This is a genomic window from Streptomyces sp. NPDC060049, from assembly GCF_042736715.1.
Classification (GTDB): Bacteria; Actinomycetota; Actinomycetes; order Streptomycetales; family Streptomycetaceae; genus Streptomyces.
The window spans coordinates 466,983-481,167 of the sequence record NZ_JBHWVV010000005.1 but is presented as its reverse complement, the minus strand read 5'-3'; the positions used below and the strand labels follow the sequence as shown (position 1 = coordinate 481,167).

At 70.5% G+C, this 14,185-nt stretch carries 17 protein-coding genes and 1 pseudogene; 11 read left to right on the top strand and 7 right to left on the bottom strand.

The window, feature by feature from the left end; genetic code table 11:
* The first annotated feature begins 102 nt into the window (after nt 1-102).
* From ACFWBY_RS12400 to ACFWBY_RS12385, 4 genes are all read left to right on the top strand, one after another.
* Complete coding sequence (locus ACFWBY_RS12400) at nt 103-840, top strand: hypothetical protein (RefSeq protein ID WP_385342055.1); 738 nt, start codon at nt 103-105, stop codon at nt 838-840.
* 56 nt (nt 841-896) lie between these two features.
* The gene (locus tag ACFWBY_RS12395; RefSeq protein ID WP_385342057.1) at nt 897-1,178 is read left to right on the top strand and encodes a hypothetical protein; all 282 of its coding nucleotides are present in this window, start codon (nt 897-899) and stop codon (nt 1,176-1,178) included.
* Nucleotides 1,179-1,583: 405 nt separating this feature from the next.
* Nucleotides 1,584-2,267, top strand: coding sequence for a DUF4232 domain-containing protein (locus ACFWBY_RS12390; RefSeq protein WP_385342059.1), 684 nt, complete (start codon nt 1,584-1,586; stop codon nt 2,265-2,267).
* 71 nt (nt 2,268-2,338) lie between these two features.
* Nucleotides 2,339-2,887: a GNAT family N-acetyltransferase gene (locus tag ACFWBY_RS12385; protein ID WP_385342061.1), complete on the top strand. Its 549-nt coding sequence runs from the start codon at nt 2,339-2,341 to the stop codon at nt 2,885-2,887.
* A 21-nt stretch (nt 2,888-2,908) separates the two neighbouring features.
* Here the strand turns inward: ACFWBY_RS12385 and ACFWBY_RS12380 are convergent, their stop codons facing one another.
* Nucleotides 2,909-3,052, bottom strand: a complete 144-nt coding sequence (locus ACFWBY_RS12380; protein WP_385342089.1) for a hypothetical protein — start codon at nt 3,050-3,052, stop codon at nt 2,909-2,911.
* A 273-nt stretch (nt 3,053-3,325) separates the two neighbouring features.
* Between ACFWBY_RS12380 and ACFWBY_RS12375 the strand changes: the two genes are divergently transcribed.
* The 5 genes from ACFWBY_RS12375 (at nt 3,326) to ACFWBY_RS12355 (ending at nt 6,389) form a co-directional block, all read left to right on the top strand.
* Nucleotides 3,326-3,889, top strand: a complete 564-nt coding sequence (locus ACFWBY_RS12375; RefSeq protein ID WP_385342063.1) for a DUF5133 domain-containing protein — start codon at nt 3,326-3,328, stop codon at nt 3,887-3,889.
* Nucleotides 3,890-4,082: 193 nt separating this feature from the next.
* Nucleotides 4,083-4,316, top strand: coding sequence for a hypothetical protein (locus tag ACFWBY_RS12370; protein ID WP_385342065.1), 234 nt, complete (start codon nt 4,083-4,085; stop codon nt 4,314-4,316).
* Nucleotides 4,306-4,563 carry a hypothetical protein gene (locus ACFWBY_RS12365; protein ID WP_385342067.1) on the top strand — a complete coding sequence of 86 codons (258 nt, stop codon included), beginning with the start codon at nt 4,306-4,308 and terminating at the stop codon, nt 4,561-4,563. The genes ACFWBY_RS12370 and ACFWBY_RS12365 overlap by 11 nt, the downstream gene beginning before the upstream one ends.
* Before the next feature lie 168 nt (nt 4,564-4,731).
* On the top strand, nt 4,732-5,379 hold the full coding sequence (locus tag ACFWBY_RS12360; protein WP_385342069.1) for an Hsp20/alpha crystallin family protein: 648 nt from the start codon (nt 4,732-4,734) through the stop codon (nt 5,377-5,379).
* A 224-nt stretch (nt 5,380-5,603) separates the two neighbouring features.
* Complete coding sequence (locus tag ACFWBY_RS12355; RefSeq protein WP_385342071.1) at nt 5,604-6,389, top strand: AMP-binding protein; 786 nt, start codon at nt 5,604-5,606, stop codon at nt 6,387-6,389.
* A gap of 103 nt (nt 6,390-6,492) precedes the next feature.
* On the opposite strand, the gene ACFWBY_RS12350 is transcribed toward ACFWBY_RS12355, so the two are convergent.
* The 4 genes and pseudogenes from ACFWBY_RS12350 to ACFWBY_RS12335 all read right to left on the bottom strand — a co-directional run.
* Complete coding sequence (locus ACFWBY_RS12350; protein WP_385342073.1) at nt 6,493-6,933, bottom strand: pyridoxamine 5'-phosphate oxidase family protein; 441 nt, start codon at nt 6,931-6,933, stop codon at nt 6,493-6,495.
* A 47-nt stretch (nt 6,934-6,980) separates the two neighbouring features.
* Nucleotides 6,981-8,477, bottom strand: coding sequence for an MFS transporter (locus tag ACFWBY_RS12345; protein WP_385342075.1), 1,497 nt, complete (start codon nt 8,475-8,477; stop codon nt 6,981-6,983).
* Between the two features lie 131 nt (nt 8,478-8,608).
* Nucleotides 8,609-9,094, bottom strand: a complete 486-nt coding sequence (locus ACFWBY_RS12340; RefSeq protein ID WP_385342077.1) for a MarR family winged helix-turn-helix transcriptional regulator — start codon at nt 9,092-9,094, stop codon at nt 8,609-8,611.
* Between the two features lie 480 nt (nt 9,095-9,574).
* A pseudogene (locus tag ACFWBY_RS12335) lies at nt 9,575-9,785 on the bottom strand (transposase); the annotation flags it as partial.
* Between the two features lie 411 nt (nt 9,786-10,196).
* On the opposite strand from ACFWBY_RS12335, the gene ACFWBY_RS12330 reads away from it, so the two are divergent.
* Together ACFWBY_RS12330 and ACFWBY_RS12325 are read left to right on the top strand one after the other, a co-directional pair.
* On the top strand, nt 10,197-11,141 hold the full coding sequence (locus ACFWBY_RS12330; RefSeq protein WP_385342079.1) for a C40 family peptidase: 945 nt from the start codon (nt 10,197-10,199) through the stop codon (nt 11,139-11,141).
* A gap of 131 nt (nt 11,142-11,272) precedes the next feature.
* Nucleotides 11,273-11,656 carry a hypothetical protein gene (locus ACFWBY_RS12325; RefSeq protein WP_385342081.1) on the top strand — a complete coding sequence of 128 codons (384 nt, stop codon included), beginning with the start codon at nt 11,273-11,275 and terminating at the stop codon, nt 11,654-11,656.
* A 775-nt stretch (nt 11,657-12,431) separates the two neighbouring features.
* Here the strand turns inward: ACFWBY_RS12325 and ACFWBY_RS12320 are convergent.
* Nucleotides 12,432-13,052, bottom strand: a complete 621-nt coding sequence (locus tag ACFWBY_RS12320; protein ID WP_385342083.1) for a hypothetical protein — start codon at nt 13,050-13,052, stop codon at nt 12,432-12,434.
* A 323-nt stretch (nt 13,053-13,375) separates the two neighbouring features.
* Nucleotides 13,376-14,173 (bottom strand): alpha/beta fold hydrolase, encoded by a 798-nt coding sequence (locus ACFWBY_RS12315; RefSeq protein WP_385342087.1) that lies wholly within the window; start codon nt 14,171-14,173, stop codon nt 13,376-13,378.
* Nucleotides 14,174-14,185 lie beyond the last annotated feature (12 nt).

The following is a 14,185-nucleotide window of genomic DNA, read 5'->3' as shown; positions in this document are numbered from 1 at the left end:
CCCGAGGGGGTCACCCCCACCCACGTCCGCCGCTGCCTGGTCAGAGCGACCAACTCGCGAACACGCCCCCCGTCGTCCTGGCGCGCCGGTACCCTGGGACGCATGTCGGCGTGGGAGCAGTGGGACGAGGTCGTAGCCGCGGAGCTCGTGCGCCGCGCTGCTTCCCCTGTGGTCGCCGAAGCGGCGCTGCTCGGCGGTTCGTACTCCGACGACCGGTTCGTCCAGGCCTTTGACCATGCGCTCCACCAAGGTGAGCGGGTCGAGGTCGTCGAAGCGAAGACGCGCGTAGGAGTGGTGTGGTCCCACCACTCCTTCCTTAACCACATCATGGATGTGGCTCGCAAGTTCGGCGGTGTGGAGCCGCGCTGCGACCGCTCCTCTGTGGCCCGGCTCTTGGGCGAGGCCTTGGGAGTGGTCCCCTCCGTGGACAGGGTCCGCGAACTGCGCCGACGGTACGGGAACACCCCGCTGGTGAGGGAGCCCGACCCTCCGCAGGTCTTCGGTGCGTACGTCTGCGCGGCGGGGTTGCGGAGTCCGGTGGTGGATGCCCCTTCGTTCGCCGCCCTCTGCCAGTCGCTCGGGGGAGCTGCGGTCATCGCCCGCTCCTACGCCGACCGGCTGGCGGTTCTCGCAGGCATGTTGGAGGTGTGGCGGGCCGACCTCCTCGTCGTCATCCAGCGGTGGTTGTCGCCAGTGGCGTACGCGTACGTCGACCACGCGCCGCCGCTGGCGTGTTCGCCCTGCGGTGTGATCCGGATGGCCTCACCCGAGGTCCCCCGAGGACCTGAACTGGCTCTCCAGCTCGATGCCCCTCACCCTTCCTGGGCGCCGGCTGCCTGATCTCCGGATCGGGCGCGCGGCGCCCGTCCATCGACACGGAGATCAAGTTGAAGAGCATGATCGAGACGGCCCTGTCCCTGGCCGTCGAGAACCCGACCCCTACGGCTGTGCTGATCGGTGTCGTCCTGGTGGTCGTCGGCCCGCCGGTCGCCCAGCGGCTGGGCGGACTGGTCCGGGACTACTGGTCCCCGAAGATCGCCGGCTGGCGCCGGTGGGCCGGCCACGTGTGCCAGCGGATGGGCAACCGCCTGTCCGGTACGGGCGATCCGGCGTCCACCGCTCCGGCGTCCACGGAGCCGCCTGCGTCCGAGGAGGTCCGGCGCTTCGAGCGGGTCTAGGCAGGCTGACTACCCGGGCGTCCGGGCGGGGCTCCCGGTCCTACCGGGCCCCGCCCGGACAGCGGCAGTAGCCCGGGCGAGCGGACGAGTACGTCCTCTCGGGTCGCTCGCGGCACTGGTGTAGAACCGACTCGGTGATCCCCTGAGCAGCCAGGACGCCGTCGTCTGACGGAAGCGTGGCCTCCCTGCACTCAATCGGCAACAGGCTTGTGAGGGAGGCCGGATGAAGGCGACCGGTATCGCAGACTGGCTATGGCGCCCATATCCGGGACCACGGTACCGATCTGATCCATTCGCGCCGATTGCTCGCAGGCGCGACGCGGTCAACGTCCTGACATCCGACATCCGACATCCGACATCCGAGAGCCGATAGCGGCCGTATATGGCCGATGACGGGGGAACACCATGAAAGCTGCTGTCCGTAAGAGCCGTAGAGGCTGGGAGGCCTGCGCCTTCGGGGTCGTGACGGTCGCCGCGCTGCTCGCGTCCACGGCGTGCTCGCCGAACCCGGGCGACGGTACGAACGACAACGCGACCTCGGACCAGTCGGGCACCACCAGCCCGACGAGTCCGGCGCCTCCCGGGAGCGGAACGCCTCCGGCGAAGCCGGCCCCCGGTACGAGCAGGACCGACGGCAACGGCAGCGCCGCCGCCTGCACCCAGGCCGACGTTTCGCTCGCCGCCACGAGCCAGGACGAGAAGGGCAGGAGCGTCAGACACATCCTCCTCACCGTCACCAACACCAGCGACAAGGAGTGCAGCGTCTACCGCTACCCCCTGGTACAACTCGATGACGCCAATGCCTCGGTCACCGAGATCAAGGACAGCGCCAACCCCGATGAACCCCTGACCACCCTTGCGCCGGGCCGGCAGGCATACGCCGCAATGATCCTCAACGGCCCGATGGACGAGGCCCAGGCGAAGGCGATGACCGTCGCACTCCAGGGCCCCGAGGCCGGCCGCAACGCGACCATGCCGATCAACGTCGCTTTGCCCGGGGTCGACACGCTGTACTACAACGACTTCGCCCGCGTCACCCACTGGACGACCGCTTCCGGCTACGCCCTGCGCTTCGTCATGTCGTCCTGACCGACCCCGATCGCGAGAACGTCTCTCCGGCCGACAGTGTGGCCCTTCGGTAGGGGTTCTAGCATGAAGCCATGACAAATACGCCGTCACGGGTCGAACTGTGTCCGCTCACGCTCGCCGACCAGGATGAGTTCTGCTCGCTCGTGCGGGCCAGTGCCGAGCTCCATTCGCCGTGGATGCAACTGCCCACGACCGCGGAGGAGTTCCAGGACTGGATGCGCCGCTTTGACGACGGCACCAACCGGGGCTACTTGATCCGCGTCCGGGGGACCGGTGCGGCTGCCGGCACGGTCAACATCAACTCGATGATCCGGGGCCGTTACCAGGGCGCGTCCCTGGGCTACGCGGCGTTCGCCCCGTCCGCGGGGCGGGGTTACATGACGGAGGGGCTCACCGCCATCCTGAAGCACGCCTTCGACGACCTTCGGCTCCACCGTCTGGAGGCGAACGTCCAGTCGGCGAACAAGGGGTCCTTGGCTTTGGTCCAGCGCCTGGGCTTCCGCTACGAAGGCCTCTCGCCGGCCTATCTCTTCATCGACGGGGCCTGGCGCGACCACGAACGTTGGGCGATCACCGCACCATCTCCCTGGACGCCCGATCCGTCCCTTCCCGAGGTTTAGCCGTGACCGGAACGGCAGTGGTCACAGGCTCGTCAGGATCTGCGGAGAGAGGTTTTTGATCAGGGTGTTGGTCCACCGCATCTGGCGGAGGGTCCGCGGGTGACAGGAGGAGGTCACCTCCAGGAGCCGGGTGTCCTTGGTCGCCCGTGCGGCTTGGGCGAGCATCTCCCGTGGAGTTCCGCTCCTCCGCCCTGACGGCATCGCCCGCCGAGCGCGGGTAAGAGCCGACCGGCCCGGCCCCACCCGCTCAGGGCAGGCCCGGCCCCCCCCGCTCGGGCCGGGCGGGCGCCACCGGTAAGGACAGGGGCGGCACCAGGACGTCAAGGAGGCGCATCCAGAACCGCCGGATCGGAGGATTCACAATCCCTGTTTCGGTGGAGGCGCCTTTGGAGGTGCTAGACAGCGGCTCCAGCGACAGCGAGCAAAAGGAGCGCACGCGTGAACGAGACGCCCGCGCCGGGCCACCGCGCCGAGCGGACGGCGACCGGAACGGCCCCGGCCGGGCTGGACGACCTGGCTGCCCGTTCCGCCTTCTCGCGGGCGACCGGCGTGGTGATGGCGCTGGTGCCCTGCACGGCCGACACCGCCCGCCGGATCCTCACGAACGCGGCCCACGCCGCGGCGGCCACCACCCGGGACCTCGCCGAGAACCTGATCGCCACCCACGCCCACGCCCCGGCCGACCCGCGGCTCGAAGCCCTCCTGCGCACCGAGATCAACCGAGCCCAGAACCCGTCCGCCACCACCCCCCTGGGGCTGCGCCCGCCACCCCAGGTCCTGCGCAAGCACCTCAATCACCTCCGTGCCGCCCGACGCCGCACACTCGCAGCACCGCACGACGCGGCCCAACGCGCGGAACTCGACGACGCCGCCTACACCCTGTGCGTACTCATGGGACAGCGCAACGCACCCGCCGCGCTCCTAGCCGCCGAGGAACAACTCACAGCACACCGCCTACCACCGGTCGGCCCCACCGGCCCGCCGCAGCTGCCGACCCGCTGACCAGGCCGTTGACGTCGTTGGCCTGAACCGTCCCGCTCCGCCGCCGCACCCGACGGATCACCGACCTCCGGCGGGGCGCCGTCCGCGTCCGCGGCTGATTGCCTGGACGCGGGTCTTCGTCCGTATCGGCCTCCATCGACCCCGCGCGGCGATACCGTGGATGCACACGCCAGAGACAGCCCAGGAGCCCCGGATGAGCCAGCCGGTCACCGCGCCCGTGCCCGATCGACAGCCCCTCGACGAGCACGCCGCCGCGTCCGCCCTCGCCTATGCGGCAGAGCAGCGCGCGAAGGTCGACGTCCTCGCCTCGGTGCTCGAGGACATCGCCGCGAACGGTTATCCAGTGCCGGAGACCGGTGTGCCGTGGGAGACCGCCCGCGACACCCACCTCGCCCGCCTCGCGGACGAGCAGCCCCGTGTCGCCTGACCACGCCGCACGCCGCTCGCGCGCCGTCATGGTGGAGCCCGCGCTCACCCAGCTGACCAAGCTCACAGCGAGCGAAACCCACCGCCTGGACCGCGCGATCGTCGCCATCAGCGTCAACCCCGAGCTCGGCACCGAAGTCCCCGGCACCCTGCTGCGCGACTACGCGGACGAGATCGACGGGGTACGGGTCATCTACTACGTGACCGCCCTGCGGACGATCACGATCGTGGCCTACGTCGAAGCCTGAGCTCAGCACCAGCTCCCCGAACCTGGACCGATCTCCCGAACCGTCTGCGCCTCCCCGTTGCTGGTTTAGCCGGCGTCGGTCCGGAAAGGCGACGGACACCGGGAGGGGAAAGCAGTCCTGCCGACTGGATCTCGGCCTTCTCCCGGTCGCGGCATGGAGGTGTTGACGATGGTGCTGCCAATGCGGCGCGGAAGCGGTCTGCCCGAGCGTGTGCGGCCGTCGTGGGACCCGTTCCGGGACTTCGAGAACATGTGGGGTGCGATGGGCCGGCTCCGGGAGCAGACGACGGTTCCTGCCACCGGCGGCGGACAGTGGCTGCCGATGGCCGAGGAAGAGGAGACCGAAGACGCGTACGTGGTCCGGATGGAGCTGCCGGGCGTCCCCGGCGAGAACGTGAACATCGAGCTCGATGACAAAGCCCTGAGCATCAGCGGCGAGATCACCGAGGAGCACCGCGGCAAGGTTCTCTCCCGCAGGACAGGTACGTTCTCCTACCGCACGAGCCTGCCCGGCGCGGTGAACGCGGAGCAGTGCGAGGCGGACCTGAGCGAGGGCCTGCTCACGGTGCGCGTTCCCAAGATGTCCGGAGGCGGGCGCCACAAGATCGAGCTCAAGAGCAAGGGCGGCTCCGTGAGCATCGAGGGAACTCAGGGGGCCGAGGGAGTCGAGCGCGGTCAGGGCGCGCCGACAGCGCCGACCGAGGGAACTGAGGGCAGGCAGTCGACCGGAGGGTCGCCGGGCTCTGGCGCCATGGAGGAAACCGGCGAGACGGAAGGGGGCCAGGGCCCGGCGGGTCTCACGGGGGACGTGGCGTAGAGGTCACACGGCGGCCGGGCCGCGGCCACGCTGTTGGCCGCGCCGCTGCTCTTCCGGCTGATCCGGGAGCAGGAGACGCCCGACGCCCGCTTCGTGGACGCCCTGGGTGATCTCGTCGCTCGCGCTGTCGGCGGCTGACGGCTTCCGGCGGCGGATTCGGGCTTCACCCTTGTACACGTCCGCCCTGGCCCTGATGCAACGCCATGCCGTCACGTTCTTCGCCGGTGTTCCCACGATGTACTGGGCCCTTCGAAGAGGATGCGCCCGATGTCGACCTGTCGCTGAGCGCCAAGAACCTGCGGACGGCCGGGTCGGGAGCCTCGGCGCTGCCGGTCGAGATCCACCGCCGGTTCGGAGAGCGTTTCGGAGTCACCATCATGGAGGGGTACGGCCTCTCGGAGGCCAGCCCGGCGGCCACCTTCGTGCCGCCCGGCGAGGAGGTGCGTCCGGGCTCCATCGGGCGCCCCGTCTGGGGCGTCGAGGTGGACCTGGTCGACAAGGACCGGGCACCGGTCCAGGGCGCCGACGCGATCGGCGAGATCGTCGTCCGCGGCCACAACGTCATGAAGGGCTACTACAACCGACCCGAGGCGACGGCCGAGGTGATGCACAACGGCTGGGTCCGCACCGGTGACCTGGCCCGCCGGGACGCCGACGGCTGGTTCTGCATCGTGGACCGGGCGAAGGACATGATCATCCGTGGTGGCTTCAACGTGTACCCGCGGGAGGTCGAGGAGGTGCTGCTCACCCATCCCGCCGTGCGCACGGCGGCCGTCACCGGCGTGCCGCACGACCGCCACGGCGAGGAGATCAAGGCGTGCATGGTCCGCACCTCAGGCTCGACGCTCACCGAGGAAGAGCTGATCGCCTGGTGCAAGGACGAGATGGCGGGCTACAAGTACCCCCGCCTCGTGGAATTCCGCAACGTCCTGCCCACCAACGCCACCGGCAAGATCCTCAAGCGCGAGCTGAGGGACGCGGAGGACCCAACGATCGCCCTGGCTCGATAGGCACGCCGGCCGCCACCTGGTGGTGGGGCGGGCGCGCCGCCCACGCCTCACCACGCCCTGCGCTACATCGACCCCTCCGCGATCGGGCGTAGGCACCGGGTCCTCAGTCCTGGGCGGGGATCTCCAAAGCGGTTCCGTACAGGCGGGAGACCCGGATCAGGATCACCACGCGCCGGTCGGGCAGCGGCTGCTCGCCGGGGGCCGCCCCGTCGGCCGGGTCGACGATCTCCGCCTCGCCCTCCGCCACGGCGAACGACCAGACGTCCGGACCGCTGACGTGCAGTGAGGTGTGCGGGTCTCGGCGCAGCCGGCGGACCTTGAGGCGGTCGGCGGTGGAGGAGACGCGCAGGACGCGCTCCTCGGCGTTCCAGTCGTAGAGGACGGTCGACAGGTGCGGGTGGCCGGTGCTCCTGACGCTCGCGAGTACGCCGAACCGCTGCCGGCGCAGCAGCTGGGAGAGCTCCTGGTCTGTGAGCACGTGGGGGGCCGGACCGTCGTTCCTGGTGATGTCGGTAGTGGTCTGGGTGGCGGTGTTCTCGGTCATGGGGATCAGCCTTTCGGCGGTCGAGGTGGGGTGGGTGAGAGAGCGGCTCAGACGGCTGTGGCGCGGGCGGGAGCCGGCGCGTCGGTGACCGGCTCCTGAGCGGCCTGGCGCTCGGGGCGGCGCAGCATCGTAAAGGCGACGGCGAAGGCGATCGCCAGGAGCCCCGCGCCGACCGTGAAGGCGAGCCGGTAGCCACCGGTCAACGCTTCGGCCGTCGTGCGGCCGCCCGCCGCGAGGCTCTCGGTGCGCGAGGCGGCCAGGGTGGACAGGACCGCGACGCCCAGGGCCATGCCTATCTGCTGGGTGGTGTTGAAGAGGCCGGACGCGAGACCGGCGTCCTCCTCGCTCGCGCCGGACATACCGAGTGTGGTCAGCGCCGGCAGCGCGAGGCCGAAGCCCGCGGCGAGCAGCATGACGGGGAGGAGGTCGACGGCGTAACTGGCTTGCACGGGGACGCGGGTGAGGAGGGTGAGGGCACCGATGAGGAGCACGATGCCCGCCAGCAGGACGTTGCGCTCACCGAAGCGGGCGTTGAGAGGTGCGGAGGCTCCCAGGGAGACGGCGCCGATGACGGCGGCTGCCGGGAGCATCGCGAGGCCGGTCTCGGCTGCGCCGTATCCGAGCACCTTCTGGAGGTACAGGGCGACGAGGATCTGGAAGGAGAAGAGCGCGGCGACCATCAGGATCTGGACCAGGTTGGCGGCCGAGACGCTGCGCGACTGGAAGATCCGCAGTGGCATCAACGGGTTCTTCGCGGTGGCCTGGCGGACGAGGAACGCGGCGAGCAGTACGGCGGCGAGGGCGCCGGAGCCGAGGGTGCGGCCCGAGGTCCAGCCGTACGCCTCGACCTTGACGACGGTGTAGATGCCGAGCATCAGGCCGGCGGTGACCAGGACCGCGCCGACGGCGTCCGCGCCCGCTTTGAGGCCCAAACCGACATCACCGGGCAGGACGCGGACGGCGATCACGAGGGCGGCGACGCCGATCGGCAGATTGATAAAGAAGATCCAGTGCCAGTTGAGCGCGTCGGTGAGTACGCCGCCGAGGACCTGTCCGATCGATGCGCCCGCCGCGCCGGTGAAGCTGAAGACGGCAATGGCCCGGGCCCGCTCCCCGGGCTCGGTGAACAGCGTGACGAGGATGCCCAGGCTGACGGCGGAAGCCATCGCGCTGCCGATGCCCTGGAGGAAGCGGGCGGCGATCAGTACGGCGGGGGAGGTGGCCACGCCGGCCAGCAGCGAGGCGGCGGTGAAGACGGCGGTGCCGGCCAGGAACATGCGCCTGCGACCGATCAGGTCGCCGAGCCGGCCGGCCAGCAGGAGCAGGCTGCCGAACGCGATGAGGTAGGCGTTGACGACCCAGCTGAGGCCGGCCGGGGTGAACCCCAGGTCGTTCTGGATGGCCGGCATCGCCACGGTCACGATGGAGCCGTCGAGGATGATCATCAGCATCCCGGTGGCGATGACTCCGAGGGCGAGTCGGCGTGATCGCGGGGCGGCGGGAGAAGCGGGTGACGGCGGCGCGGAGGCGGATGCGGCAAACATGCGGTCTCTCCTGTCGGTTGGGGTGACAGGAGAGACCGTAACAGATGGTTTTGTTGCAGACTATATTTTGCGGTCTCACTTGCGGTCCCACTTGCGGTCCCGCATGCGCACTTGCGGGCCCGACTCCCCGCTCATCTGGACTGGCGGGCCCGGCGGGCGGTGCGCGGGGCCTCGACGGGGGTCGCCAAGCCGTCGCCGACCAGGCTCTTCAGGGCCCGGAGAAGGCCTTCCCTGTCCCCCTCGGGGAGCGCGGCCAGGGCGTCGTGATGCACGCGGTCGACGATCTTCTGACTCTGCCCGGCGACGCGGGCACCCTCATCGGTGACGGCGATGATCCGGGCACGCCGGTCCTTGCTGGAGGGGCGGCGCTCGGCCAGACCCGCCTCCTCCAGGGCGTCCACCGTCACCACCATCGTGGTCTTGTCCATGTCGCCGATCTCGGCGAGCTGGATCTGGGTGCGCTCCTCCTCCAGGGCGTGGACGAGCACGCAGTGCATGCGGGCGGTCAGGCCGATCTCGGCGAGGGCGGCGGACATCATGCTCCGCAGGACGTGACTGGTGTGGTCCAGGAGGAACGACAGATCCGGTTCGGTGCGCGCGGGCGTCATGGCGGTCATATCTGCCAGCGTAGAACAAATCGATCCGAGATGGATTATCCAGAAGAGACCAAAGGGGAGGCTCTAGCCGTGGACCGAGCCGGCGGCATAGCGCAGGCGCGTGCGGAGGTGCTGCTCGGGTCGCCCAGTTTTCCGGCCCGCGTGAAGTTGCAGCCGAGGAGCCGTGCGAGGGCGAGGGCGATCAGCCCCGCGGCGAGTTCGATCAGACTGGTGTCGCGGGGCGGGCGTGCCTGCCGGGCTCGTTCAGTCGGATGGTCACGGCTGGTGCGGAGATGGGCCGACCTGCGGTGTGGCTCAGGACCAGCCCGGACCGGCCGCCGGTCCGGATGACCGGTCGCGGCGGAGTCGGGCGGTGCGGCTGACGGGCTGGGCGTAGAGCAGAAGCGCCGGGCCGACCACCTGGGGTGGCGGGGGCGAGCGCGGTTGCAGGCACAAGGACTCGACCGCGAATCGCGCCGATGGCCGCGGGCGATCTACAGAGGTGACGGGTAGTCGGAGGGCCGGAGGAGACGCGCTGAACGCGTCCTTCGCGTCCGTTTCGGCCTCGCCGGGACAGAGGTCGGCGCTCCGCCGCGTCGTCAGGCCGGGCAGGTGGGCGACTGGGGAGCCCGTGTCCCTCGCGGCCGCCAGTGGCAGGACCCCGATCGAGACCGGCTGGGTCGACCACGACGAGCACTGTTCCGTGCTTGGCCTTCGGTTGGCGAAGAGTTCGCGGAGTGCTCAAGCCCTTCATCGGGGGTCCCCTCCGATGCCTCCGGGCCAGGCCCGGTGACGCCATCCTCCGGAATATCAACCGCAATAGGAGGGGGAGGTCATGCCGGACCGGAAGGTCGGAGGCCCCATCGCGGAGCCACGAAAAGGGCGACCGGACTGCGAGGGGCTGGGCCCCATCCGGGCCGTGCAGTACGGCACCGCGCAGGCAGACGTCGTAAAGCACCGGTGCCACGGCTACCGAGTGGCTTATTGACGGTTACTCAAACGGCCTGGTGGGAGGGGGTTTCCCGGGAGTTTCCCGTTTCCCGTTGCGTTGGGCGACCCGTGCTTCCTCGACACGGAGGGGTGGCGGGGCACAGTCTCGGAGTGCCCGGCGGACAACCGGCCCGTGCTCCAGACGACGGGCACCGCCGACGTACACCACGACGAGCGCGACGACCCGCGGGACACCGCGACGGGGACGGGGACGGACATGGCGATGAGGAGAACGGTGGGGGCGGCGGTGGCGGCGGTGACCTTCCTGGCCGTGTGGGGAGGTACTTGCGGCACCCCGGCGGCCGCGGCACCGGCACCGGCACCGAAGGCGGGGGGATCGTGCGACGTGCTCGCCCCCGGGGCCTCCGCGGTGGCGCAGGGAGCCGTACGGGCCGCATGCGAACAGATCGGCGTCTGGTACACCTGGGGCGGCGGTCACGGGCCGCAGCCGGGGCCGACGTACGGTCAGGTCGACCCGAGCGACCCGGACAGCGCACATGACCCGGAGCGGCTGGGCTTCGACTGCTCGGGACTGGTCCGGTACGCCTACGCCCGCGCCGCCGGCGGCGACCCGCTGCCCGGCAACGCGTACCACCAGTTCCACGCGCCGCAGGTGGAGCAGCGTTTCACTGCCGCCCAGGGGACCACGCCGCTGCTGCCGGGGGACTTGCTCGCTTGGGGGTCGGGGGGCTCGGTCCACCACATCGCGGTCTATCTGGGCGCGGGGAAGATGGTCGAAGCCCGGGAATCGGGCACCCGGATCACCGTCAGCGACGTACGGCTGGGCGGGGACTACGCGGGAGCGGTACGCATCGCCGCGGCGGCGGCTCCCGGCACGTTCAGCACCTGGGGCACCGATGTGTGGACCCACAAGGAGCCGTCCACGACGAGCCCGCGGGTGCACCGGTTCCCCGGCCCGACCACGGTGCGCGTCGAATGCCAGAAGCACGCCGAACCGGTGACGGCGGAGGGCTACACCAACGACGCCTGGTCCTACTTGCCCGAGTACGGGGCGTGGATCACCAACATCTACATCAAGGGCGCCGCTTGGCTGGACGGCGTACGCACCTGCCCCTGAGCATCCACCCGCGCCCCTGACCACCCGCACCACTGACCACTACCACCCGCACCCCTGACCACGACCACCCGCACCACTGACCACGCGCACCCATCACCCGGCTCCCGAGGGAGCCCTTTCGAGGAGGAAGCATGTCCGCACGCAAGAAGATCATCCTGGGTCTCGCCGCCGCCGCACTGGCGGGCGGCATGGCCACCGTGACCGGGCCCGCCGCGGCGACGCCCGTCGCCGGGAAGAGCGCGGCCGCCGAATGCGGCGTCCGGGCCGACGGCAAGCTGTGGTGCGGCAACCGGGTCGGCGCCAAGGGCTACGAGCACCGCCGGTACAACTCCGCGGTGCGGGGGCCGCTGAACACGAGCCCCAGCTGGTTCCAGTGCTGGGGCCGCGGTGACCAGCACGCCGGCGGCAACAACGTCTGGTACTGGACCCAGCTGGACAACGGCCAGTGGGGCAACGTCGCGGCCGTGGACGTCCACACGTCGGTCGACCCCGCGCCGGGCCTGCGCGAGTGCTGACGCTCTGAATGCCGCCACCTCCCCGCCGGGAGGTGGCGGCATTCGCGCATTGCCTGCGGCCGGCGGCGCGCTCGATGAGGGCGGGGACGGTTGCCTGCCGGTATCAGGCAAGGTCGGTGCATTCCGGGGCCGCGGGAACGCGCCGACGGTCAAGGCTGGGAACGAAAGAGGCGCCCGTGCGACCTGTGGGAAACGTGAGCATGCCGCCTGCCTTCGCCTCCGAGTGGTAGATGCCGATGGCCACGGAGTACGCAGGTTCGCGTCGCGTCCCGCACCCCAGCGTCTCGTCGCTGACGCACGCGGACGTCTCACGCGAGAGGCTGCGGCGTCCGCTGTTGGAACCTGGCCCGCGGCGGTCGCAGTCGCGGTCGCGGTCTCCGGCGTGCCGGGCCTCCATCGTGCCGATCACCCGCTCCCGGGTCGGCATCCGAGCCTGCCGCTCCCAGGCCAAGGCCTTCTCCGGGACCGTGGAGTCGAGCCCGTCCGGCGGGCCGGGCACGGGCACTCGCCGACGCACCGAGCGTCGCCGCGCCCACCAGGACAGTTCGTCCCCTTCAAGCGTGTCGTCTACAACCCGGCGTTGGGCCCACCGCTCAGCTGCATCCGGCTCACACGTCCCTCGACCACGCAGCAGAGCATGCCTCGATCTCGTCCAGGTCCGGCCGGCCACCACCACTCATGGACCTACCGTATGCAGGACAGGGCGAACATTGCCCGGTGCGGCACTGGCCTGCTGGCAGGGCATGGGTAGACGGTTGGGTCGCGAGGTGTCCTACTAGACCGTCTTCGAAGGCTCGGGGTGAGGGCCTGCCGCGGTTGAGCTGGTCGAGTTGTAGTAGACGGAGCGTCCCTGCTTGGAGCGCTCGAGGAGCCCGCGCGCGACGCCCTGTTCGAGGGTGTTGCGGATGACTGCTGCCTGCACCTTGCGCGCGGGGTGGGCCGCGCTCAGCATGTCTGTGACCTCGGCTGCGGACTTCGGTTCTGTCTGCTGGGTGATGACATCGGTGACCAGCTCAAGCCAGGAAGGACCTTCGGTCTTCTTCGGAGTCCGGGCCTTCGCAGCGGCCTCCCGCGTCTGGGAGACCGTACCGGCTTCCGACTTGAGTGCTGCGGTCTTCTCGCTCTTCGGGGAAGCACTGCGCGCGGCAGGTACCGATGTACGCCTCGCAACGCGCTTCGCGACCTGAGGAGTCACAGACTCAGCCGCGATACCCAGAGCCTCCTGCATCTTCAGGAGAACCTGCTCGTTCTCTTCCATCTGGATCAGTTCCTCCTGCAGTCGCTGCAGTTCGACCCGCGCCTGCTCCTGCGCAGTCCGGTTCGCTGAGAGATCGCCGGAGATCTGCTGCGCGTAATCGGCCTTGATGCGCGCCGCGTTGTTGCTTGCTGTAGTCATAGGTCCTCGCCATCTCGGGGTGAACAGTGTGATGCGATGGTACGCAGTGCGGGTGCCTGAAACACCGAACCGTGTACCCAGCGCATGAAAAGCCCCTGTGGCTCCCGCGGCCCGCCACCTCATCGGGTGGCTGTTCGCACTGCTGCGCTCATGCCCGGCCGGGGTCGGTGCTCCAGAGGTCGGTCCGTCGCCGCGCCACTCGATGTGCAGGGGATCGTCCAGGCGGCCTCGCGGTCCGGGCCGGTACGCCTGACTGTGTGCCCCAAGTCGACGTGGCTGCCGCCGCACCGCGATCCTCACCGCCAACCTTCCCGGGCACTGCACTAGACGGTCAGGCGGCGCGCGATCTCTTGGGCGGCTGTCAGCGGCAGGGCGTGGTGTGTGCCGGGAATGATGTCCACTCGCGCGCCCGGCAGTGCCACCCGTGCGGCTCGGGCCGCGCGGGTGGCGTCGTGGCAGCGGGCGTGCGCGGCGAAGAGCACGTCGATCCGGTCATGCGGCAGCTCCGCCGGCTCGGCAAGGTCCGGGCGCGGGCCGGTGACCGGCCGGGCCGCCGGAAAGTCGGCGCCTTCCTCCTGGAGCCGCAGCCACAGCGGGTCGGGTACCGGGCCGCCGTTCTCCCAGGTGAGGAAGGACCGCATCCGCTGCGGGGTGGGCCGGACCAGCACGGGCAATGCCCGCAGGACGTAGGGGAGCCGGAGCCCGGTGAAGACGCGGGTGGGGTCGAGCAGGACCAGGCGCTGCAGCCGTTCGGCCCGCGCGGGGGCCCAGTGGGCGGCGATCCACGCCCCGTAGGAGTGTCCGACCAGGGTCACCGGGCCGCAACCGAGCCCGTCGAGGACGGCGTCGACCCAGCTCGTGAGGTCCGCGACCGCCCGTAGCGGCCGCGCGGGCTCCGGCACGCTGAAGCCGGAATCTCCCATCAGGTCCACCGCGTGCACCCGCCGGCTCCCGGCGAGCCCGGCGGCCGCGCAGGCCCCCCACACGGTCGAGGTGGCTCCTCCGCCGGGCAGGAGTACCACCGGCGGCGAGCCGGCCGGACCGCAGCTGTTGACCCGGGTGGCTCCGTAGGGGGTGGGCACCTCGACGGCTTCTGCGGTGCCGGGCCAGCGGCCGAGCATCGCGTCGTAGGC